The organism is Streptomyces sp. NPDC050528 (genome assembly GCF_044457795.1).
In the GTDB taxonomy this organism is placed as follows: domain Bacteria; phylum Actinomycetota; class Actinomycetes; order Streptomycetales; family Streptomycetaceae; genus Streptomyces.
The window spans coordinates 312,588-333,981 of the sequence record NZ_JBITHH010000004.1; the positions used below are offsets into that span (position 1 = coordinate 312,588).

The window sequence follows — 21,394 nt, forward strand, 5'->3', positions numbered from 1 at the left end:
TTATGGACTGCGGCGGCGCAGCAAGGTCGAGATGGTGACCGCTGCCACCAGGACCCCTCCGTAGAAGACCGAGGAGACCCACGCTTCCAGACCCAGGAGTTGGAGTCCGAGGATGCCGGTCGCCAGGAAGTAGATACCGATGAAGGTACCGAGCGGGTTGAAGCGTCCGGGCAGGACGATCGCGGTGCCGAGGAAGACCGAGGCGAAGACCGGCAGGAGCAGGGTGTCGGAGGTGGTGGGGTTGTAGCCGCCCAGGGCCGCGACGGAGATGACGGCGCCGACACCGCACAGCGCGCCGGAGGCGACGAAGGAGCCGAAGCGGATCCGGTTGACGCGGATGCCGGAGAGCCGGCTGACCTCTCTGTTGGCTCCGACGAACCGGATGTGGCGGCCCAGCGGTGTGCAGGTCAGCAGATAGGCGAAGCCCGCCACCAGCACCACGCCGTAGGAGAACGAGATCGGCAGCCCGCCCACGGAATACAACGCGATCTTGCCGAACCCGGTCGGCAGCCCGCTGACCGTGTTGAGGTGCGACAGCCACAGGGCGATGCCGCCGAGGAGGGTGCCCATCCCCAGGGTCACCACGATGGTGTTCACCCCGACCACGACGACGAGCAGGCCGTTGACCACGCCGACCACGATCGCGCTCAGGACGGCGACGAGCGCGGCCGGCCACACTCCCCATCCGTGCTCCACGACCAGGACGGGCAGGATCGTGGCGGAGAATCCGAAGACCGCCGGGACCGACAGGTCCACGAACTCCCCGACACAGACGGTGCACAACAGGGCCATGGTGAGGAACACCAGGGCCTGCTGGGAGCCGAAAATGGTCTGGAAGGTGCCCTTGGTCAGGAACACCCCCGGCTCCGCGGCGGCGTACACGGCGATCATGGCCACCCAGATGGCGATCACCGAGTAGCGCGAGGCGAATTGGCCGGCGATGGCGGAGGCCGATGTCGGTCTTCCGGTGTGCGCCGCCTTCGGCGCGGCAGAGGGTATGTCGTTGTCTTGCCGGCTGGTGACGTCCATCAGTGGCCCTGCCCCTTTTCCTGAGGTTGTGTGTCGTCGCCGAAGACCGCCCGGACGATTGCGTCCTGTTCCAGTTCGCCGCTCAGCTCCGTGGCGACCCGGCCGTCGCGGAACACCAGCACCCGGTCGCACAGCACGGCGAGGTCGACGGGGTCGATCGAGGCGAGGACGATTCCGCAGCCGTCCCGCGCGGCCTCCCGGATCGCGTCGATGATGTCGTGGCGGGCGCCGACGTCGACTGCCTGCGTCGGTTCGTGCAGCACCAGCAGGTTCGGCGTGCCGGCCAGCCACTTGCCCAGCAGGACCTTCTGCTGGTTGCCGCCGCTCAGTGTGTGGACCGGCGCTTGAGGGTGGGGCGGCCGGATGTCGAGTTTCGCGATCATCGCGGCGGTCTCCTCGGCCTGCCATGCGGAGCCGGTCCGGAGCCGGCCGCCGCGGCCGCGCATGCGCGGCAGTGTCAGGTTGTCGGCCACCGAGAGTTCGCCGGCCACCCCCGCCTCCAGGCGGCGCTCGGGTACGAACGCCACCCCGGCGTCCACGAACTCTTCGGTACAGCCGCGTCTGCGGTCCAGGGCCAGGTCGCGCCCCTGGACCGACAGCGTGCCGGCGTCGGCGGGGCGTGCGCCCGCCAGCGCCTCGGCCGCCTCGACGAAGCCCGAGCCGATCAGCCCGGTCAGTCCGAGGATCTCGCCGCGCCGGATGTCGAGGTCGAGGCCGGCCACCGGGCCGACCGCGAGACCCCGCGCCGAGGCGACGACCTCGTCCTTGACCTGGCTCCCGACCCGCCCGTGCGTGACGAGGTGACGTCCGAGCATCATGCGGGTGAGTGAGACCTCGTCCACCTCGCTCGTGGGCAGGCCCGCCTCGACCACGGCGCCGTCGCGCAGCACCGTGACCCGGTCCGTCGCTTCGACGACCTCTTCCAGCTGGTGTGAGATCAGCAGGACCGAGGTGCCCTCGTCGACCAGCGACCGGACCAGCTCGAAGAAGCGGGCCCGCGCCGACCTGCCCAGCGCCCGGGTCGACTCGTCGAAGACGATCAGCCCACCCCCGGGGCGGTGGTCCTGCACCGCCCGGGCGATGGCGACCACGGCCCGGTCCTCCGCCGAGAGTTGGCCCACCTGACGGCCGACCTCCAGGGGTCGGTCCAGCCGGGCCAGGACCCGCTCGGTGGCCCGCTGCTCCTCGCGGCGGTTGATCCGCCGCGAGAGCCGGCCCGCCCGGTAGTGCCCCAGCCGCACGTTCTCCCACACCGTCAGGTCGTCCACCAGTCCGCTGTTCTGGTGGACGACCGAGACTCCCGCCTCGCGCTGCCGCATCGGGTGGACGGGCAGTGCCAACCGCTGCCCGTCCACCGCGATGGACGCTCCCGGGTCGGGCGCGTACACGCCCGTGAGGATCTTGACGAGGGTGGACTTCCCGCACCCGTTCTGGCCGACCAGCCCGTGCAGTTCTCCGGGCGCGATCCGCAGATGGACCCCGCGAAGCGCCCGGGTCGAGCCGAACGCCTTGGACAGCTCGGCCACTTCCAGCCGATGGCGGAGTGCCGAGTCCGGCGGGTCGGTCCGCGAGCCGGCGCCCACGGTGTGCGCCCCGTTCGTCATCCGATGCCCCAGAGCTTGGCGAAGTCCGCCTGGAAGGAACCGTCGCCGAACCACTCACCCGAGGCCTGGGCCGCCGCCGTCACCTTGATGCTGCCGATGTTCTGCTTGGTGAACAGCCGGATGGGCTGGGCCTCGTCGATGGGCCCGGACCCGGTCATCATGCGCAGGAGTTCGTCGGTCACGCCGAAGCCCATGTAGAGCTGGTCCGCGGCCACGACGGCCTTGACCGAACCGCTCTTGATCAGGCCCAGTCCGTTCACCGAACCGGCCGCTGTGGACACGGAGATGCTCGAAGAGCGCCCCGACTGCTGGACGCCCTGGAGAGTGGGCTGGAGGCTGTCCTCGAACTCGGTGTAGTAGTAGTCGGCACTCGGGTTGCTCAGGACGTTGGAACTCGCCTTCGAGGCCAGCAGGGCCGGCGTCGAGGCGGTGATCTGCTTGACCGTGACCTTGCAGCCGGGACAGTACTTCTTGTAGATCGGCAGCGAGTCGGCCACCATCTTGAGCGCTGTGGGGCTGTCGGCATTCTGCGCGATGATCACATTGGCCTTGCCCTTGGAGTCGGCGATGATCCACCAGGCCATCGCGGTGGGCTGAGAACTCGCACCCGGCACATAGCTCACCTGGTTGCTGTTCTTGACCCCGGCCGGGGGGTTCTGGTCCGCGATGACGATCGGGATGCCCTTGGCCTTCGCGGCGTCGAGGGAGTTCTGCGCCATGCCGTAAGGGATCGCGTCCAGGATGATCCCGGCCGCGTCCGCGGTGATCGCCTGCTGGACGCAGGAGGCGATCGCGGTCGGCTGGGCCTTGCCGTCGCACACCTGCTGCGAGAGGCCGACCTTGGACAGCGCCTGCTTCGTCGACCCGGCCGTGGCGACGAAGGCGGGCACCTGCTGGACGATCGGGATGTAAAAGACCTTGCGACCCTTGAACTTGTCCACGCCCGGCACACTCGCGGTGGGGACGGGGTAGGTCTTGGCGACGGCCTGCAGGGCCGCCACGTTCTTCTCGGCCGTGGCAAGCCCCGATGCGGAAGTGTCCTTGCCCGACGTGGTGGAGCCTGAACCGGAGCCGGAGTCGGAGCTGCCGCAGCCTGCCAGCATCGCCGATGCGGCGAGCGCAGCCGTGCCCGAGGCCAGCCACCTTTTTCTGCTAAGCGCCATTGCTTGTGCCTCCATGGCCGAGCGTCCGTACTGCTGTGAGCGGACGCTGGTGGTGTCTGGAACCGCCCACCGTCACTGCGCGGGCGAGAAGATATGAGAGGAGTGCGTTCGGGCTCTGGTCCGCGGCTTGAGCCGCGGCGGCACCCTGCACCTGAACCTGACCGTGAAGCGGAGCGTGGCTCGGCGTCCGAACCGTGTGCCGCGCAGCGATCACGAACCGCATCGTCAACGCCTGCCTGCGGCAAAGGCCCAGTTCGCCGACCAATTCCCGTCAATGGCCGAAAGTGTGTGCATGTCGGCAGGCACGCGGAAGCGCATCGGCAACAAGTTAAGTTTGCGAGTCGCGCACGGGCCGAGGTCTCCCCGGGAGCGAAGGAGGCGGGTTGTTCCTTGGTTGCCACGGATGTGATCCGACTCGTTCCCGGGCGAGGTCCTTGGCCCGCCTCCTGCCCCCGTGGGCAGGTCTCGGTCGAAGCCGACAGCTCGGGCCTCGCGGTCGCGAAGAGGTTCTGTTACCTTCACTAGATCGATATAGTGACGGTAGGTGTGACGACCGAGGTGACGCTGACGGTCCTCCCCTCTGCCGCCCCATGTTCGACACGGCCCGGAGGGACACCGGTGCCGTGGACGACCGGAGGACCGCCATGGACCGTCTGCTTCTCATGCGTTGTTTCGTGATCGTCGCCGACCTCGGCAGTTTCAGCGGCGCGGCCAAGGCGCTGGGGTCGTCGGGATCACTGGTGTCGCGGCATGTCGCCGAGCTGGAGCGGCAGGTCGGCGTCCGGCTGGTCAACCGCACGGCCCGCTCGGTGAGCCTGACCGAACCGGGCCTGCGGTACGCCGAGTTCGCCTCCCGCATCGTGAAGGAGATCGACGCCGAGGACTCCAATATCGCGGATCTGCACGACCGGGCCGAGGGTGCGCTCAGCATCATCTGCCCGAAGTGGATCGGGAGCCTGGACCTCGGGGACGCCATCGCCGCGTTCTCCGCCGCGCACCCGAAGATCCAGATCCGGTTCGAGCTGGGAGGCGTGTCGGACCGGACGTACGACTTCCTCGACGGCGGTTTCGACCTGGCGTTCCACACCCGGGATCTCAGGGACTCCAACGTCCGGCTGAAGAAGATCGCCTCGCTGCCCTTCGTCCTGTGCGCGTCGAAGACGTACGTCGACGAGCACGGACCCCTGACACACCCCAACGACCTGGCCGCCCACGACTGCCTGGTGCACGTCAACGACCCGGTCTGGCGTATCGGGCACGGTCCCACCTCGACGCTGCACAAGATCCGCAACGTGGCCTTCTCGTCCAACTCCTACATCGCCCTGCAGAAGGCGGCCGTCCACGGGCGAGGCATCGCCCTGCTGCCGCAGCGGTCCGCCTACGACGATCTCGTCTCCGGGGCTCTCCAGGTCCAGCTGCCCCACCTGGCGGCACCCGACCGGCCGCTCTACGCGATCCACGGGCCCGGGCCGGGCACCCAGCGCAAGATCACGGTCTTCCTGGACTTCCTCGCCCAGTGGTTCGCGGAGAACCCGATTCCCACGATCGGCCGTTGACGTCCGCCGACACTTGCGCGGAGCGAAAACTTACAGTTTGTCACGGGAACGCATATTTTGTACCGACTGATGGACAGTCGTGCTCCGTGTGGCCACTGTGGCAACGCGAATCGAGCCGCGAAGGAGCTGTCTCTTCATGTGCGAACCCCTGGGTGAACCGACGTCCCGCCGGACGATGCTGGGCGCGATGGCCGCATCCGCCGCTGCCGCCGTCGTCGCCGTACCGGTGCTCGGCGCCGAGCCGGCCGCGGCCGCGACGACGACCGGATCCGCGCCCTCCGCGGCGGGCCTGACCGTGACCCTCCTCGGCACCAACGGCGGGCCACCGCCCCTGGCCACCCGCTACGGCATCTCGTCGGCGCTGACGGTGAACGGCAGAACGTACGTCGTCGACTGCGGACGAGGAGCGGTGACCCAGTACCTGCGCGCCGGACTGTCGATGCCGTCGCTGGCCGGGATCTTCCTGACCCACCTGCACGCGGACCACATCGTCGACTACTACTCCTTCCCGCTGCTGTCGGCGGGCGCCGCGGGCGCGCAGGGCTTCCAGAGCCCGATCGAGGTCTACGGCCCCGGATCCGCCGGTATCGCGTCGACCGTCGCCGGGGCTCCCGGGCTCGTGCCGGGCACCGTCGAGATGACGAAGCTGGCCGGTCAGGCGTACGCGGCGTCGCCGACCTTCTTCATGACCGAGCACGCCGGCATCGACCCGGCGACCCTGCTGCACGTCCACGACGTACTCCCGCCGTCCGGCGCCGGCGCCTCGGCGACGAACTCCGCGCCGGCCATGGCGCCGTTCACCGTCATGGAGAACGACGACATGAAGGTCACCGCCGTCCTCGTCCCGCACGGCGCGGTGTTCCCCGCCTACGCCTACCGCTTCGACACCGACCACGGCAGCGTCGTCTTCTCCGGCGACACGGCACCGACCGCGAACATCATCACGCTGGCGGCGCACGCGGACGTCCTGGTCCACGAGGCTCTGTACCCGGCGGGTCTCGCGAGCCTCGGCCTGCCCCAGGCACTGATCGACCACATCACCTCGACCCACACGGACGTGGCCCAACTCGGCCGGATCGCGGCCGAGTCGGGCGTGGGAACACTGGTCGCCACCCACCTCGGCCCGGGCCAGCAGACCGTGGTCTCCGACGCGACCTGGCGCCGGCTGCTCCGCGACAGCGCCCGCCGGGCCGACTTCGGCGGGTCGATGGTGCTGGGCACGGACCTGCTGCGCCTGCCGGTACGACGGCGCGGGCCCCGCCGGTCCTGAACCATCCGGCGTTGCGCGGAGGTTCCGCATTGCTTGCGCCGCCGGACCGATCACCGGTGTGTCACGACTCTCGCCCCGCCCCGAAACGCCTGTTACCGTCCGACTTAATCGATCTAGCCCAGGATCGATCCAGCACCTGCACGCCGCTCCGGACGACACCCTGGACGACGGCCACTCGATGGAGAGTGAAATGGACCTTCTCTCACAGCAGCGCAGCACCTACGAAGCGGTACTCCGGCTGCACGACGCACAGTTCGTCACCGAGCGCCCGGCGATGTTCAGCCCGGCCGCCGCGGCCCAGGACGAGGGCAACACCCGAGGCACCTACGGTCGCTTCGCGCAGATCCTGCTCCCCGAGGAGTACGCGGACTGGGTCGAGGAGAGCGCCGCCCATGTCGGCTCGTGCTACGTCGGCGACTGGACCTCGCTGCACAAGGTGAAGGTGCACGGCCCGCAGGCGCTCGCGTTCCTGAGCCGGCTGGGGATGCGGGACCTGTCCCGCTTCGAGACCGGGCAGATCAAGCACCATGTGCAGCTCGACGACAACGGCTGGATCGCCTCCGAGGGCGTGCTGTGCCGGCTCGGCCCCGAGGAGTTCGTCTATACCGCGGGCAGTTGCGACTGGCTGCTGTGGCAGCTGAGCCAGGGCGGGTGGGACGCGGCGGCCACCGACATCAGCCCCGACCGGTTCATCTTCGGCGTCCAAGGTCCGGCGTCCCTGGCCACGTTGGAGAAGCTGACAGGGGACGATCTCCGCGACATCGGCTTCAGCCGCAGCCGTATGTCGGCGGTCGACGGGGTCCCGGTACGGGTCCTGCGCACCGGCATCTCGGGCGAACTCGGGTACGAGCTGCACGGCCCGACCGAGCACGCCAACGAGATCTGGGCGGCGGTCGTGGCGAGCGGCCTGGACGCCGGTATCCGTCAACTCGGCTTCCGCGCCCAGCCTGTTCAGCACATCGAGGCCGGGATCGCGACCAACGGGCTGGACTATCTGCCGGCGTCGATCCTCACGCCGGGTGCGCCGAGGCAGTTCCGCAGGGGCGTGCCGACCGGCAGTTTCGCCCCGGTGGGCGGGGTCACCGACTACTTCCGCAAGCCGGGCGAACTGGGCTGGGGGTTCCGCAAGGGCGTCCCCGACCGTGACTTCATCGGCCGGGACGCACTCGTGCGGGACGCCGAAAGCGGCGTTCCCGCACGGCAGTTGGTCGGTCTGCGCTGGAACGAGCAGGACGTCGCCGGCGTCCTCACCTCACTCCTGAGCGAGGCCGAACTGCCCGACCAGATGGAGATGCCCCGTGGTCGCGGACCCCACTTCGACCAGGTGCTGGTGTCCGGCGAGCCGGTGGGCGTGGCCACGGGCCGCACCGTGAGCCCGACCCTGCGGGCGATGATCTCCCTGTGCGTCCTCGACCCCGCACACACCACACCCGGCACAGAGGTCGTCGTCCTCTGGGGCCGACCGGGCACCCCGCAACGGGAGATCCGGGCGACGGTCACCACCCTGCCGTTCAAGCCGGACAACCGGCGCACCGACGTCACCGCACTGTGACCGCCCCACCTCGCTCCGGGATCTCCACCGCCTGAAGCAACACCGCGCGGTCATACTGCGATGCATGGTCCTGGAAGAGGTACGTGTCCACCACCGAACCGGGCAATGGTGCCCCGGTGTTCGAACCGGCGACAACATCGTGGCCTACGACATGGAGATCCTTCCCCCGTGGCAGGTTCCCGGTCGGCCCACGACCGATCGCTGCTTCGTCATCGCCGACGAAGGGATACAGATCACCAGGCCGGTCACCTTCGTCGGCGCGCTCGAAGGCGGTTGGTACATCGATCTGGTCGAGCTGGCGGAAGTGGGGCCGCAACGGCTGGCGGTCCATGACCTCTACCTGGACATCATCGTTCCGCCAGTCGGCCTGCGCTACGAAGTCCTGGACCTCGACGAACTCGCTGAAGCGCTCCAGGACGGTGTCATCGATGCCGCCACCACGATCAAGGTCCTGCGCAATGCCCAGAACTTCATGGACAAGCACCTGCGCAACCTGGGGCAGGATGCGCCGAGTTCGTGGCCGGACTTCCCGCCGGCCGCCCTTGTTGAGCTGGCCGAGCTGCCGCCCTTCGGCTGACTTCGCGCACGACCGTCCGGACACGTCAGGGCGCGCGGTGACGGCCTACTCCGTGCGAAGTGCCGTCGCCGTACGGGACTTGGCCGCCCAGCCGGCCGGGAGCAGCGCGCCCAGCACGGCTATCGCTATGCCGGCCAGCCCCAGCACTATCAGTTGAGGAGCGTCGTACACATCGAGGATCGACGGCGGGAGATTGGTGCCCGCCGCGTGTCCCATCACCGGCAGCACGAAGCCGTGCAGCGCGAACCCGAGAGGTACCCCGATCAGTCCGCCGAGCACGCCGATCCCGGCCACCGAGGCGAGTACGAGGCTCACGGTCTGCCGAGGCGACATGCCGAGTGCCTTGCAGACGCCCAGGTCGTGGACCCGTTCGCGGGTGTCGAGGACGACGGAGTTGAGCACACCGAGGCCCGCCACGGAGACCAGCATGAGGGTGAGCAGCACCGCGATCGCATCCAGGACGAGGATCATGTTCTCTTGCTGCGAGGGGGAGTTGGCGATGACGTCGCCGCCCATCGGCTCCACCACCGCGTGGAGCTTCTCGGCGTACGCGGCGGGGGAGACGCCCGCCTTCACCTCGATCTGGAAGACCTGGGGCTTCGCCCCGGCGAAGCTGGAGAGGTCCGCGTGGATCGACAGGCCGTCGTTCGAGGTGTCGAAGGCCTCGCCGACGATCTTCAGGGGCTGCGTGTCCTTCCCGAGGGTCACCCGGACCGTATCGCCGATCTCGGTGCCGGTCCGCTCCAGGAAACCCGTCGGCACGACGACCTGCCCCGCGCCGGTGATCCAGTGCCCGGAGATCATCTCGTAGCTGCCGGGACGTGAATCGCCCTGGTAGAGGGTGGCCTGGACCGAGCCGGAGATCCCCACCACGGTGACATCGTCCTTGGACATGCCGTAGTACGAGGCGGTGTCGGCCTGCGCCTCGATGGCGGCGCGGACCTTCGCCGGGTCGGCGGACGGAGGACCGGCACTACCTGCCGCGGGGTTCAGGTGGCGCACTCCGCCTCCGGCGCCACCCGGAACGGTCGGGCCGCCGACGATGGCGGTGACCGCCGCGCGGTCCTCGGGATCGGACGCGCTGCCGACCGCGTTCAGGGACGAGGTCAGTCCCACCGCGAAGGTCGCCGCGACCGTGCCGAAGGCCACCGCGAGCAGCATCGCGGCTGTACGGACCGGATGGGCGAAGGGGCTGGCGAGGCCGTAGGTCACTGCCCGCGGCAGTGGCAGCCGCCCGGCCGCCCGGTGTGCCCACTGGCCGCGCCCGGTGCGGGGGGCCCGGCCGATCGCGATGGCCTCGACCGTGCGCAGTCTCCCGGCCCGCAGTGCGGGGACCAGCGCCGCGAGCACGACGATCAGCAGCGTGACGGCCGGTACGACGACGTCCACCCACCAGGCCACCGTCAGCGAGGCGCTGCCGTACACCTGCTCGGTGTCCGCCAGCAGTGGAACGGCCAGTACGTTGCCCAGCACGACCCCGAGGGCGATACCGGCGCCGGCCGGGATCAGTGCCTGCGCCACATAGGCCCGCACGACCTCGCGCGGGGTGAAGCCGATGGCCTTGAGGATGCCGATCCGGCGGAGGCCGGTGCCGACCGCGCCGCTGATCACACTGCTGATGATGATCACGGACATCACGATGCCGAGGACGCCGAAGGCCACCATGAACGGGATGGTCGCCGCCGCGCCCGTGTCGGCGGCACGCTTGGTGTCCAGGTAGGACTGGGTGCCCACCAGGGCCCCGGACGGTACGGCGGCGGTGAGCTTCTCGCGGTCGGCGGAGATCTGCGCCTTGGTTCCCGCGGAGTCGAAGCGGTAGAGCATCTGACTGGTGACCGGGGTGTCCTTCGTGGCCAGCGCGTCGACCTGCCCCGGGGTCGCCCAGGCATCGGCGGTCTTGCCGGCCGACACCGCGAAGCCGACGATCTTCAGGGTCGGGCTGTCGGCGGCGTCCGAAGTCTTCAGGGTGGAACCGACCTTGAGGAAGGGGCTTTTGAACGACGCGGCGAGAACGACCTCGCCCGGCTTCGCGGCCCACCGGCCGGACCGCAGGTCCAGGTCGTCCACGTCGCCGTGCGGACCGGACCGCCCGACCAGACTCAGGCTCGGCAGATGCCCGCCGCTCGGATCGACCGGGCTGATGGTCGTCGACGGATACGGCCCCGCGCTCGCGGTGACGCCGTCCAGCCGCTCGGTCGCCTTCAGTTGCGCCGCACTCACCTTGGCCGGATCGAACTGCGCGGTGAGGTGCGGACCGTGCTGCTTCGCGAAGGCGTGGTCAAAGGGGGCGTTCGAGGCGACGATGAGCGACCCGGCGATCACGGCCGCGGCGACGGCCATCATGGTGGCCACGGCGATCACCACCGTCTGCACCCGGCGCCGGCCCACCCCGGAGCGGACGACCCGGCCGAGCGCGCCGGTGCCGAGAGGGCTCATCGGACGACCTCTGCATACGTGTCGAGGGAGCTCATCGGACCGCCTCCGCACGCGTGTCGAGGGAGACATGGCCGTCGACCAGCTGAAGGGTGCGGCTCGCACATGCCTGGGCCAGCGCCATGTCATGGGTGACCAGTACGAGGGTCTGCCCGCTGCGGTGCAGCTCCATCAGCAGTTCCCGTACGTCGTGGCCCGAGGTGGTGTCGAGCGCGCCGGTCGGTTCGTCGGCGAGCAGCAGCGCCGGCCGGTTGACCAGGGCTCGGGCGACCGCGACCCGCTGGCGCTCGCCTCCGGACAGCCGGCCCGGGTAGGCGTGGGCGTGCTTGGTGATGCCCAGCAGTTCCATGAGCTCGTCGGCGCGGGCCGCCGCCTTGCGCCGCGTGGTCCCGGTCAGCTGGGCGGGGAGCTGGATGTTGTCGGCGACGGTGAGGTCGTCGAGCAGATTGAAGAACTGGAAGACCATGCCGATCTGCCCGCGGCGGAACCGGGCCAGCGCGTGCTCGCTCAGCTGGTCGATCCGCTGCCCGGCCACGGTCACGGCGCCTTCGGTCGGCTTGTCGAGGCCGGCGACCAGGTTCAGCAGCGTGGACTTGCCGCTGCCGGAGGGACCGGTCACGGCAAGCGCCTCGCCCTGGGCGACGCTGACGTCCAGCGGTCCGAGTGCGGGCGCACCGGCGCTGTCGTAGCGCTTCGCCACGCCTGCCAGCTCGATCACGTGAGTCATGGGTGTGGTCCGTCCTTGCGGTCGAGAAGGAGATGGTCGAAAGGGAGGTGGTCGAGAGATATGGCCGAGAGGGAGATGCCTGTGTCGGCCCAGCGAAGGTAGGGCCGTGGCCCTGTGGGGCGCGTCGGCCGCGGCACCGACATCCGGGCCTCCCTGCGGAGGAGACGGCTGCGGCCTCATCCCTGCGAAGTACGCCTGAGGGACGGTGTTTTGGCCGCGCAGGGGGACGCGGAAGGAGGTGCGGGGACCGCACAATGAGCCGGTGGAGACGGAGGGTGGGCGAGGCTGGCGTCGGCAACTGCGTGACGCGCTGCGGTCGGAGGCGGAGGACGCCCCGCGCTCGCGGCGGGCAGTGCGCGCCGATGTGGTGCTGGCGGTCGTGCTGACCCTTCTCGCGCTGATCGCGGCGTCGCGCTATCCCGGCGACGGGCCGGTCCGGATCAGCTCGAAGGCCGCGGCCGGGTATGCCCGCGACGGGTCGACGGTCCCGCGCCCGCCCACGCCCCCTGTACCGGGTGTGCGGGTCACGGAGGGCGAACCCTCCTCCCCGGCCTGGCCGTTGGTCGTCCTTTCCGCGCTGCCGCTGGCGGCCCGGCGCCGATATCCGCTGGCCACGTTCGGGGTGGTGCTGGGCGCGGCGCTGTTCATCGGCGACAAGGCGTCCTGGATCAACGTGCTGACCTGCGTCATCGGCGCCTACAGCGCCATCATGTACAGCCGTTACCGGGCACGGGCGACGGCCGGTCTGGTCGTCGCCGCCGTGCTGGCCGGCTTCGCGTTCCGGCACACGGATCCGGTGTTCCCCGGCTGGTCGAGCCCGGCCGTCGTGCTGCTGGTCGCCGGGGTGCTGGCCAGCACCGTCCGCTTCTGGCAGCTGCGGCTGGCGGCCAGCCGGGACCGGTACAGACGGTTGCAGCAGGTCCAGGAAGAGAGCATGCGCCGGGCCGTCGAGGAGGAGCGGGCCCGGATCGCCGCCGAACTGCACGACGTGGTGACCCACAATGTGAGCGTGATGGTCATCCAGGCGGGCGCGGCACGCAAGGTGATGGACGCGGCGCCGGAGCGGTCGAAGCGGGCCCTGCTGGCGGTCGAGGCCGGAGGCCGGGCCGCGATGGCCGAACTGCGGCATGTGATGGGCCTGTTGGCCGCCCCGGACACCGGCCGCCCCGACAGCCCCGCCGACGGCCTCGAACCACAGCCCGGCCTCGGCCAGCTCGACGCCCTGATCGAGCGGGTACGGGGAGCCGGGACACCGGTCGGCATCGCGATGTCGCTGCCGCCCGACCCGCTGCCGCCCGGGGTGGACCTCGCGGCCTACCGCGTCGTACAGGAGGCACTGACCAACACCATCAAACACGCGCCCGGCGCCGACGCCTCCGTCACCGTCGGATACACCGGAGACTCACTGGAGATCGAGATCACCGACACCGGAGCCACCCGCGAGGCCCCTCGGGCGGACGGCAACGGCCGCGGGCTGATCGGGCTGCGGGAACGGCTGGCGGTCTACGGAGGCGAACTCACGGCCGGTCCGACCCTCGCCGGCGGCTACCGGATCAAGGCCCGCGTCCCGTGGCGGACGGCGTGAACCGGCCGCCGCTGCGCGCCGTCATCGCCGACGACCAAGCCCTAGTACGCACCGGCTTCGGAATGATCCTCGCCGCGGACGGCATCGAGGTGACGGCCGAAGTGGCCGACGGAGCCGAGGCGCTCGCCGCGGTCCGGCGCACCCGGCCCGACGTCGTGCTCATGGACATCCGGATGCCACGGATGGACGGCATCGAAGCGACCAGGCGGATCCTCGCCGACGGCCCGGACGGCGACGGCACCAGAGTCATCATCCTGACCACCTACGACCTCGACCACTACGTCTACGCCGCGCTCACCGCCGGCGCGAGCGGCTTCCTGCTCAAGGACGTCAGCCCCGAGCATCTCGTCGCCGCCGTACGCCTGGTGCAGTCCGGCGACGCCCTGCTCGCCCCCGCGATCACCCGCCGTCTGATCGAACGCTTCGCCCAGCGGGAAGAGGACCGGCCGACCGGTCTCCACCGCGACCTGTCCGGCCTGACCCCGCGCGAACTGGAAGTGCTCCGCCTGCTCGCGACGGGCCTGAGCAACGCCGAACTCGCGGACCGCCTGCTCCTCAGCTCGACCACGATCAAGACCCACATCGGCCGCATCCTGTCCAAGCTGGATCTGCGCGATCGCGTCCAGGCGGTCGTCCTCGCGTATGAGACGGGACTTGTCTCTCCGGGAGGCGGGGGCTCCTAGCCGCACTCGCCGGAGAGGCGTGATGTTCCTGATGCCCCGCAGGTCACCGCGTACCGTCCAGCGCACCCGACATGAGCCGGTGGATCACCTCGGTCAGCAGGTCGGTGCCCGCGCTGATGTCGTGGTCGTGGGTCGACTCGCCCTCGTTGTGGGAGATGCCCTCGATGCTGGGCACGAACAGCATGATCGAGGGTGCGATGTCCTTCATGTTGACCGAGTCGTGGCCGGCGATGGTCATCATGGTCTGGTGGCTGAGGCCCAGTTCGTCGGCGACGCGGGCGGCGAGTTCGACGCCGGCCGCGGGGAAGGGGGCCACGCCCCAACCGTGCGTCTGTACCTGCTCGATGGAGACCGAGGCGCGTTCCTCGATGCCGGGGATCGACTCGGCGAGCTTCTTGGCCGCCGCGTCGAGGAGGGCTTCGTCGGGTGAGCGCAGGTCGACGTGCATGCGTACCTCGCGGGCCACCACGACAGGGGAGTTGGGCTCGACGGTCATCTCGCTGACCGAGGTGTGCAGGGGCACGTCCGTGCTCTGCTCGGCGAGTTCGCGGACCGCCACGACGAGGAGCGAGGCACCGAACAGGGCATCGCGCCGGTCCGCCATGACGGTCGACCCGGTGTGCGACTGCTCGCCGCGCACCACGACCTGGTACTTGCGGGCCGCCCAAGTCGCGTCCACCAGACCGATGGTGAGCCCCTTGTTCTCCAGGTCGCGGCCCTGCTCGATGTGGATCTCGGCGTACGCGGCCACGTCCGGCCCGGGGTAGTCGCCGATCGTGCCGATCCCGCGGAGGGCGGTCTCGACGGTGGTGCCCGCGGGGTCGGTGGTCGCGAGGGCGGTGTCGGCGGGCAGCTTCCCGGTGAACACGGCGCTGCCCATCATGCTCGGCTTGAAGCGGGAGCCTTCCTCGTTGAACCAGTTGACCACCGCCACGTTGTACTTCGGTACGGCGACCGAGTCGCCGCCGTACTGCCGCACGGCCCGGTGCGCGGCGTGCGCCGAGGCCAGGACGCCGTACGCGCCGTCGTAACGGCCGCCGAGCGGTTGGCTGTCGAGGTGGGAGCCGGTGAGGACGTACGGGGCTCCGGGCGTGACGGTGAAGAGGCCGAACTGGTTGCCGACGCCGTCGTAGTGGACTTCGGCGCCGCGGGTGGTCAGCCACTGGTGGAGCCAGGCGCGCTGTTCCCCGTCCGCGGCGGTGGCGGCCTGGCGGTCGACTCCGCCGGCGGGGGTGGCGCCGAAGGCGGAGAGGGTCGCGAAGTCCTTCAAGAGGGTGGCGTCGGGGGTGCTCATGTTCACGTCCTGTCGGGGGTTGCGGGAAGGGGGAGTCGGGGGCTCAGGCGGTGGTCGCCGGGGCGCGGACCGCGGGGTCCTGGATCAGGTGCAGTACGGCCGGGAGTCCGCTCGCGCGGGCGCGGCGGAACGCCTCGCGGAAGTCGTGGTGCGAGGTCACGCTCTCGCCGTACGCGCCGTACGAGCGGGCCCATGCCGCGAAGTCCGGGTTGGTGAGCCGGGTGCCCGAGGGGCGGCCGGGGTAGGCGCCCTCCTGGTGTTCGCGGATCGTGGCGTAGCAGCCGTTGTCGACGACCAGGGCGACGAAGACGGCGCCGTGGCCCACCGCCGTAGCCAACTCCTGGCCGTTCATCAGGAAGCAGCCGTCGCCCGCGACCGACACGACCTCGCGCCCCGGGAAGACCAGCGAGGCGGCGACGGCGGCCGGTATGCCCATGCCCATGGCGCCGTTGCGGGGGGCGACGAGGGAGGCCGGGGTGCGGTGCGGAAGGTGGCGGGCCGGCCAGAGGGCGTGGTTTCCGGCGCCGTAGGTGATGACGGTGTCGGGGGTGAGTTCCTCGCGCAGCACGCTCATGACCGCGGTCAGGTCGACGTAGGTGTCGTCGTCCGAGTTCGTCGGCTCGGGTGAGGGAGTGGAGAAGTGCGCGTGAGCCTCCCCGGCCGCCCTGAACCAGTCGACATCGGCGTCCGGTGACGCGGGCGTGGTGACCAGGTCGAGGACGAAGGACGGTGCGTGGGCCGAGACGAACTGGTCGATGCGGCCGCTGTGGCCCTGTGCGTCGCCAGGGAGGACGAGCACCGTCTCCGAGTCGAGGCCGCGGGTGTATCCGTCGCTGAGGACGTCGCCGCGCGGGGCACCGAGGAAGACGGTGAGGTCGGCCTCGTCCAGCAGGCGGGCGGCGTGGTCGCCGCGGCCGTAGCCGAGTGAACCGGCGTAGGCGCCGGTGCCCTGGAGGTCGTGGGGGACGGCGTCGTAGGCGCGGAAGTCGGCGAGGACGGGGATCGAGTGGCGGGTCGCCCAGCGCATCAGTTCCTGACCGCTCTCGGCGGTCCAGCCCTCGCCTCCTACGACGATCAGCGGGCGGCGGGCGTGCTCCAACCGGCGTACCAGTTCCTTGAGTTCGGCCTCGGCGGCGCGGGGGCGGGGCACCGCGAGCGGCTCGACCGGGCGGGCGGGACCCGCGGGCAGGGTGAGGACGTCCTCGGGGAGGCCGATCACCACGGGACCCGGCCGGCCGCTCCGCGCCACGTGGACGCTCTCCGCGACGACCCGGGCGGCGGCGGTGGGGTCGTCGAGCATGACGACCTTCTTCGCCGTGCTGCCGAACCACCCGGTGAGGTCGAACTCCTGGAAGGAGTCCCGGCCCCGGTCGGGCACCGGGACCAGGCCGACGAAGAGGAGCATCGGTGTCGCGTCCTGGTACGCGGTGTGGACGGCGATGAAGGCGTTCGCCGCGCCCGGACCCCGGGTGACCATCGCGACCCCGGGCAGGCCCGTCAGTCTGCCCTCGGCCAGTGCCATGAAGCCCGCGCCGCCCTCGTGCCGGGTCACGACCGTCGAGATCGGCGAGTCGTGCAGGCCGTCGAGGACGTCGAGGAAGGACTCGCCGGGAACGCCGTACACCCGCCGTACGCCTTCGCGCTCCAGCTGCGCGACGAGCAGATGGCCGGCGGACAGGGGGCGCTCGGAGGGTTCGGGAGACTCGGGTGCGACGTTCGCCATCGGGGGTGTGTTCCTTCTCTTGAGGCCGCGGGTGCCCGGTCAGTGTTGCTTTCGGGGGCGGTCGCGGGCACGGGGCAAAGGACCCCGGATACGGGCGCCGCGATGTGCAGATGAACAGGGGTGAATGCTGGGACCGGGTCCGTAACACGAAGTTTTCATCCAGTCTTCGTGGTGCGACGTGGCGCATTGGTCATCTGCACAGTCGACGGGCCGTGGCGGTGTGCTTCTGCTCCTTGTGGCCGGTGAAGGGGTCGATGCACGGTGGGCCGACCCGATGGCGCCCGCACAGCACCCAGCCGCTTCCTCTGCTCAGACCGGAGTCCCCATGACCGCTCCCGCCTCCCCGCCGACCCCCGACAGCCGGCTCGACGCGACGAAGATGCGCAGGATCTCCCTCGCCAGCATGGTCGGCACCACGGTCGAGTGGTACGACCTGTTCCTGTTCGGCACCGCCTCCGCGCTGGTCTTCGGCAAGGTGTTCTTCCCCGAGTTCGACGGTGCCGTCGGCACGATCCTGTCGTTCCTGACCTTCGCCTCCGCCTATCTGGCACGCATGGTGGGAGCCGTGCTCTTCGGTCACTTCGGGGACCGTCTGGGCCGCAAGTCCATGCTGCTGATCTCCCTGACGGCGATGGGCCTGGCCACCTTCGCCATCGGCCTCGTCCCCGGCTACGGCACCCTCGGCGTGGCCGCGCCCCTCCTGCTGCTCGGCCTCCGCGTGGTCCAGGGCCTCGCGCTCGGCGGCGAGTGGGGCGGTGCCGTACTGATGACCGTCGAGCACGCGCCGGCCGATCGGCGCGGGTTCTTCGGGTCCATGGTCCAGATCGGCGTGCCGATCGGGACGCTGCTCGCCAACGGGGCGTTCCTGCTGGTGGCCTCCACCACGAGCGACGACGCGCTGTACTCGTGGGGCTGGCGCATCCCGTTCCTGGCCTCGGCACTCCTGGTCGGCATCGGCGTGTACATCCGGCTCCACATCGAGGAGACGCCGTCCTTCAAGGCCGTCCGTGACGAGGGGGCCAAGGCGAAGATCCCGTTCGTCGCCCTGATGCGCCGGTACTGGCGACAGGTACTGCTCGGCGGTATCGCCACCCTGTCCACGGGCTCGACCTTCACCCTGATGGTCGCCTCCGGCGTGAGCTACGGGACAGGTGACCTCGGGCACTCCAAGAACCTGATGCTGTGGGCGGTCATGGTGTCCTGCGCCGTCGCCTTCGTGGCCATCCCGTACTTCGGCCGCCTGTCCGACCGGGTCGGCCGCAAGCCCGTCATCTACGCGGGCATCGCGGCGGAAGCCGTCCTCGCCTTCCCGTTCTTCTGGCTGCTGGACACCGGATCGGCACCCCTCGTCTTCGTCGCCTACGCGCTGATGATGCTCGCCTTCTCCGCCAACTACGGCCCCATCGCGACCTTCCTCGCCGAACTCTTCGGCACCCACGTGCGCTACTCGGGCCTCTCCGTCGCCTACATGCTGTCGGGCCTGCTGGGCTCCGCCGCGACACCCGCCATCACCGCCTGGCTCCTGACGGCCACCGGGAACAGCTCCTCGATCGCCTGGTACGTCCTCGGCGCGGCGACCCTCTCCCTGCTGGCCCTGTTCCTGCTCGCCGAGACCCGGTTCGGGGACATCGACGAGCCCGGCGTGGCATCCCGGTCCGCCGGCCGCCCGATCGGGGCCGTCGCATGAGCGGCGGTAGCGGTACGAGCACGGATACGAGCGTCGGCGACATCACGCGGATCGACTCGCCGCCGGGCGTCCCGGCTGCCGTAGGCCCCTATGTCCAGGCGACGTCCGCGGGCGGCTTCGTCTTCACCACCGGCCAGATACCCGCCGCCCCGGGAACGTCGACCGGCACCTTCGAGGACGACGTCCACGCGACCCTGCGCCACCTCGAAGCCGTGCTCCACGCGGCGGGCTCCGACCTCGACCACGTCGTCAAGGTCAACACCTACCTCAGCTCACCGGACCAACTCGCGCCCTACAACAAGGTCTACGAGACCTACTTCGCCGACCGCCGGGCGGCGCGGACGACGGTGTGCGTGGGCCTGTGGGGCGTGACCCTCGAGATCGACTGCGTCGCGGTCGTCAGGCCGGAGGGGGAGCGGTGAGCGTCACGACACCAGCTCAAGTAGCCGTCGCGCAGGCGGAGTTGCTGCAGCGTCTCCAGCACGTCGACCTCCCCACACTCGGCCATCTGCTGGAGGACGGCTTCGTCGATCCGGCGATACGGCGGCTCGGGCAGCCGCGTCGGCTGGCCGGTACGGCTGCCACGCTCGCCCTCGACGCTCCGGACGCCACGGCGGTCAACCGCGCGCTCGTCGCACTGCGTCCCGGTGAGGTGCTGGTCGTCGACATGCGCGGCGACCACACCCACGCGCCGATCGGCGCCGTCACGGTCGCGGCGGCGCGAGCGCGAGGCGCCGCGGGCATCGTCGTCGACGGCGTGGTGACCGACGTGGACGCGCTCGCTGATCCGCACTCCGGCCTGCCGGTCCACGCCCGGGGCAGCAGTTGCCTGACCACCAAGCGGCTGGACGGCGAAGGCGGGCGGCACCAGGTGCCCGTGGACATCGGCGGTGTGCGTATCGCTCCGGGAGACATCGTCCTCGGCGACGCCAACGGCGTCATCGCCCTGCCGCCGGCTGCGCTGGCCGCCGTAGTGCACCAGGCGGAGCTGTCGGACGCGGCCGAGCCGGAACTCCTCGCGCGGATCCGGGCGGGCGAGGACCTGCGGACGCTCCTCCACCTCGGCTGATCGACCTCGGTTCTGCGAAGGAGAGAAGAAGCACGTGACGGAATACAAGATCGTCGACCCGGCCACGAACACCCTCGTGCGGCGGTACCCGACAGCGGACGAAGCCACCGTTGACCGCGCAGTGGAAGCTGCTGCGGAGGAGTTCGCCGACTGGCGGCGACGCCCGATCAAGGAGCGTGCCGAACTCGTGCTCGCCGTGTCCCGGGAGTTCGAGGAGCGGCGCGAGGAACTCGCCGCGATCATCACCCGCGAGATGGGCAAGACCACCCGCGAGGCACTGGGTGAGGTGGACCTGTCGGCGGCGATCTTCGCGTACTACGCGGAACACGGCCCCGACTTCGCCGCGGACCAGCGGCTCGACATCCGCGGCGGCGACGACGTGGTCGTACGGTCCGAACCCCTCGGCGTGCTCCTCGGTGTCATGCCGTGGAACTACCCGTACTACCAGGTGGCCCGATTCGCGGCGCCCAACCTCGTCCTCGGCAACACGATCATCCTCAAGCACGCCCCGAACTGTCCCGAGTCGGCGCGGGCCATCGAGGACATGATGCGGGCGGCCGGACTGCCGGCCGGTGCGTACGTCAACGTGTACGCCACCAATGAGCAGGTCGCCCGTGTCATCGCGGACCCCCGGGTCCAGGGGGTGTCACTCACGGGCTCGGAGCGCGCCGGGCGCGCGGTCGGCGAGGTCGCGGGCCGGCACCTCAAGAAGTACGTCCTCGAACTCGGCGGCTCCGACCCCTTCGTCGTCCTGCCCGACGCCGACCTGGAGGCCGCCGTCGGCGCGGCCGTCGAGGGCCGGATGGGCAACGCGGGCCAGGCGTGCACCGCGTCCAAGCGGTTCATCGTCGTCGACTCCGTCTACGACCGTTTCCTGGACGCCTTCACCGACGCGGTACGGGCCCTGACCGTCGGGGACCCCACCGACGAGGGTGTCTCCTTCGGCCCCCTCTCCTCCGAGGAGGCCGCCCGGACCGTGATCGCACAGGTCGACGACGCCGTGGCGAAGGGCGCGACAGCGGTCACCGGCGGTAAGCGGCCCGCAGGCGAAGGCGCCTTCGTCGAGCCGACCGTCCTCACCGGCGTCACCCCCGTCATGCGCGCCTACCGGGAGGAGATCTTCGGCCCGGTCGCCGTCGTTCACCGCGTCCCCGACACCGCGACGGCGATCCGCCTCGCCAACGACACGCCGTACGGCCTGGGCAGTGTCGTGTTTGGCCGCGACCTCGACGCCGCGAAAACGGTCGCCGACGCGCTCGACGTCGGCATGGTCTCGATCAACGGCCCCTCCGCTACCCAGGAGGACCTTCCCTTCGGCGGGATCAAACTCTCCGGTGTGGGGCGGGAGCTGGGCGCGTACGGCATGAGCGAGTTCGTGAACCGGAAGGTCGTGCGGGTACGGGGCTGAGCCCGTCGCTGCCGGGCGGGGAGGAGCAGGCCAG

General features: G+C 70.4%; 17 protein-coding genes. 10 read left to right on the forward strand and 7 right to left on the reverse strand.

Annotated elements, in window-relative coordinates:
- The 3 genes from ACIBK4_RS16345 to ACIBK4_RS16355 are packed head-to-tail and all read right to left on the reverse strand — an operon-like array spanning position 1 to position 3,796.
- Positions 1–1,029, reverse strand: coding sequence for an ABC transporter permease (locus tag ACIBK4_RS16345; protein WP_398995390.1), 1,029 nt, complete (start codon positions 1,027–1,029; stop codon positions 1–3).
- Positions 1,029–2,633: a sugar ABC transporter ATP-binding protein gene (locus ACIBK4_RS16350; RefSeq protein ID WP_398995391.1), complete on the reverse strand. Its 1,605-nt coding sequence runs from the start codon at positions 2,631–2,633 to the stop codon at positions 1,029–1,031. Before ACIBK4_RS16350 ends, ACIBK4_RS16345 begins: the two co-directional genes overlap by 1 nt.
- Positions 2,630–3,796, reverse strand: a complete 1,167-nt coding sequence (locus ACIBK4_RS16355; protein ID WP_398995392.1) for a sugar ABC transporter substrate-binding protein — start codon at positions 3,794–3,796, stop codon at positions 2,630–2,632. The genes ACIBK4_RS16350 and ACIBK4_RS16355 overlap by 4 nt, the downstream gene beginning before the upstream one ends.
- A 644-nt stretch (positions 3,797–4,440) precedes the next feature.
- Here ACIBK4_RS16355 and ACIBK4_RS16360 point away from each other — a divergent pair.
- From ACIBK4_RS16360 to ACIBK4_RS16375, 4 genes are all read left to right on the forward strand, one after another.
- Entirely contained in the window at positions 4,441–5,352 is a 912-nt protein-coding gene (locus tag ACIBK4_RS16360) for a LysR family transcriptional regulator (RefSeq protein WP_398995393.1), read from the forward strand.
- A 136-nt stretch (positions 5,353–5,488) separates the two neighbouring features.
- On the forward strand, positions 5,489–6,622 hold the full coding sequence (locus tag ACIBK4_RS16365; protein WP_398995395.1) for an MBL fold metallo-hydrolase: 1,134 nt from the start codon (positions 5,489–5,491) through the stop codon (positions 6,620–6,622).
- Between the two features lie 190 nt (positions 6,623–6,812).
- Positions 6,813–8,174 (forward strand): glycine cleavage T C-terminal barrel domain-containing protein, encoded by a 1,362-nt coding sequence (locus tag ACIBK4_RS16370; protein ID WP_398995397.1) that lies wholly within the window; start codon positions 6,813–6,815, stop codon positions 8,172–8,174.
- Between the two features lie 64 nt (positions 8,175–8,238).
- Positions 8,239–8,751, forward strand: coding sequence for a DUF402 domain-containing protein (locus tag ACIBK4_RS16375; RefSeq protein WP_398995398.1), 513 nt, complete (start codon positions 8,239–8,241; stop codon positions 8,749–8,751).
- A 45-nt stretch (positions 8,752–8,796) separates the two neighbouring features.
- Here the strand turns inward: ACIBK4_RS16375 and ACIBK4_RS16380 are convergent, their stop codons facing one another.
- Both ACIBK4_RS16380 and ACIBK4_RS16385 read right to left on the reverse strand, forming a co-directional pair.
- On the reverse strand, positions 8,797–11,187 hold the full coding sequence (locus tag ACIBK4_RS16380; protein ID WP_398995399.1) for an ABC transporter permease: 2,391 nt from the start codon (positions 11,185–11,187) through the stop codon (positions 8,797–8,799).
- A gap of 31 nt (positions 11,188–11,218) precedes the next feature.
- Positions 11,219–11,911, reverse strand: a complete 693-nt coding sequence (locus tag ACIBK4_RS16385) for an ABC transporter ATP-binding protein (RefSeq protein ID WP_398995401.1) — start codon at positions 11,909–11,911, stop codon at positions 11,219–11,221.
- A 262-nt stretch (positions 11,912–12,173) separates the two neighbouring features.
- Here ACIBK4_RS16385 and ACIBK4_RS16390 point away from each other — a divergent pair, with 262 nt between their 5' ends.
- Both ACIBK4_RS16390 and ACIBK4_RS16395 read left to right on the forward strand, forming a co-directional pair.
- Positions 12,174–13,496 (forward strand): sensor histidine kinase, encoded by a 1,323-nt coding sequence (locus tag ACIBK4_RS16390; RefSeq protein WP_398995402.1) that lies wholly within the window; start codon positions 12,174–12,176, stop codon positions 13,494–13,496.
- On the forward strand, positions 13,481–14,179 hold the full coding sequence (locus tag ACIBK4_RS16395) for a response regulator (protein WP_398995403.1): 699 nt from the start codon (positions 13,481–13,483) through the stop codon (positions 14,177–14,179). The genes ACIBK4_RS16390 and ACIBK4_RS16395 overlap by 16 nt, the downstream gene beginning before the upstream one ends.
- A gap of 43 nt (positions 14,180–14,222) precedes the next feature.
- Here ACIBK4_RS16395 and ACIBK4_RS16400 read toward each other — a convergent pair whose 3' ends face one another.
- Together ACIBK4_RS16400 and ACIBK4_RS16405 are read right to left on the reverse strand one after the other, a co-directional pair.
- Complete coding sequence (locus tag ACIBK4_RS16400) at positions 14,223–15,473, reverse strand: M20 family metallo-hydrolase (RefSeq protein ID WP_398995404.1); 1,251 nt, start codon at positions 15,471–15,473, stop codon at positions 14,223–14,225.
- Positions 15,474–15,516: 43 nt separating this feature from the next.
- Positions 15,517–17,196: a thiamine pyrophosphate-dependent enzyme gene (locus ACIBK4_RS16405; protein WP_398995405.1), complete on the reverse strand. Its 1,680-nt coding sequence runs from the start codon at positions 17,194–17,196 to the stop codon at positions 15,517–15,519.
- Positions 17,197–17,521: 325 nt separating this feature from the next.
- Here ACIBK4_RS16405 and ACIBK4_RS16410 point away from each other — a divergent pair, with 325 nt between their 5' ends.
- Genes ACIBK4_RS16410 through ACIBK4_RS16425 form a run of 4 tightly spaced genes read left to right on the forward strand, consistent with a single transcriptional unit; the run spans position 17,522 to position 21,360 of the window.
- On the forward strand, positions 17,522–18,883 hold the full coding sequence (locus ACIBK4_RS16410; RefSeq protein ID WP_398995406.1) for an MFS transporter: 1,362 nt from the start codon (positions 17,522–17,524) through the stop codon (positions 18,881–18,883).
- Positions 18,880–19,305, forward strand: coding sequence for a RidA family protein (locus tag ACIBK4_RS16415; RefSeq protein ID WP_398995408.1), 426 nt, complete (start codon positions 18,880–18,882; stop codon positions 19,303–19,305). The genes ACIBK4_RS16410 and ACIBK4_RS16415 overlap by 4 nt, the downstream gene beginning before the upstream one ends.
- Positions 19,302–19,952, forward strand: a complete 651-nt coding sequence (locus tag ACIBK4_RS16420) for an RraA family protein (protein WP_398995410.1) — start codon at positions 19,302–19,304, stop codon at positions 19,950–19,952. The genes ACIBK4_RS16415 and ACIBK4_RS16420 overlap by 4 nt, the downstream gene beginning before the upstream one ends.
- Before the next feature lie 34 nt (positions 19,953–19,986).
- The gene (locus ACIBK4_RS16425; protein WP_398995411.1) at positions 19,987–21,360 is read left to right on the forward strand and encodes an NAD-dependent succinate-semialdehyde dehydrogenase; all 1,374 of its coding nucleotides are present in this window, start codon (positions 19,987–19,989) and stop codon (positions 21,358–21,360) included.
- The last annotated feature ends 34 nt before the right edge of the window (positions 21,361–21,394 follow it).

Excerpts from the sequence above, each read along its gene's own strand:
- ACIBK4_RS16345 (WP_398995390.1), bottom strand. The coding sequence starts at position 1,029 with ATGGACGTCACCAGCCGGCAAGACAACGACATACCCTCTGCCGCGCCG.
- ACIBK4_RS16350 (WP_398995391.1), bottom strand. The coding sequence starts at position 2,633 with ATGACGAACGGGGCGCACACCGTGGGCGCCGGCTCGCGGACCGACCCG.
- ACIBK4_RS16355 (WP_398995392.1), bottom strand. The coding sequence starts at position 3,796 with ATGGCGCTTAGCAGAAAAAGGTGGCTGGCCTCGGGCACGGCTGCGCTC.
- ACIBK4_RS16360 (WP_398995393.1), top strand. The coding sequence starts at position 4,441 with ATGGACCGTCTGCTTCTCATGCGTTGTTTCGTGATCGTCGCCGACCTC.
- ACIBK4_RS16365 (WP_398995395.1), top strand. The coding sequence starts at position 5,489 with ATGTGCGAACCCCTGGGTGAACCGACGTCCCGCCGGACGATGCTGGGC.
- ACIBK4_RS16370 (WP_398995397.1), top strand. The coding sequence starts at position 6,813 with ATGGACCTTCTCTCACAGCAGCGCAGCACCTACGAAGCGGTACTCCGG.
- ACIBK4_RS16375 (WP_398995398.1), top strand. The coding sequence starts at position 8,239 with ATGGTCCTGGAAGAGGTACGTGTCCACCACCGAACCGGGCAATGGTGC.
- ACIBK4_RS16380 (WP_398995399.1), bottom strand. The coding sequence starts at position 11,187 with ATGAGCCCTCTCGGCACCGGCGCGCTCGGCCGGGTCGTCCGCTCCGGG.
- ACIBK4_RS16385 (WP_398995401.1), bottom strand. The coding sequence starts at position 11,911 with ATGACTCACGTGATCGAGCTGGCAGGCGTGGCGAAGCGCTACGACAGC.
- ACIBK4_RS16400 (WP_398995404.1), bottom strand. The coding sequence starts at position 15,473 with ATGAGCACCCCCGACGCCACCCTCTTGAAGGACTTCGCGACCCTCTCC.
- ACIBK4_RS16405 (WP_398995405.1), bottom strand. The coding sequence starts at position 17,196 with ATGGCGAACGTCGCACCCGAGTCTCCCGAACCCTCCGAGCGCCCCCTG.
- ACIBK4_RS16410 (WP_398995406.1), top strand. The coding sequence starts at position 17,522 with ATGACCGCTCCCGCCTCCCCGCCGACCCCCGACAGCCGGCTCGACGCG.
- ACIBK4_RS16415 (WP_398995408.1), top strand. The coding sequence starts at position 18,880 with ATGAGCGGCGGTAGCGGTACGAGCACGGATACGAGCGTCGGCGACATC.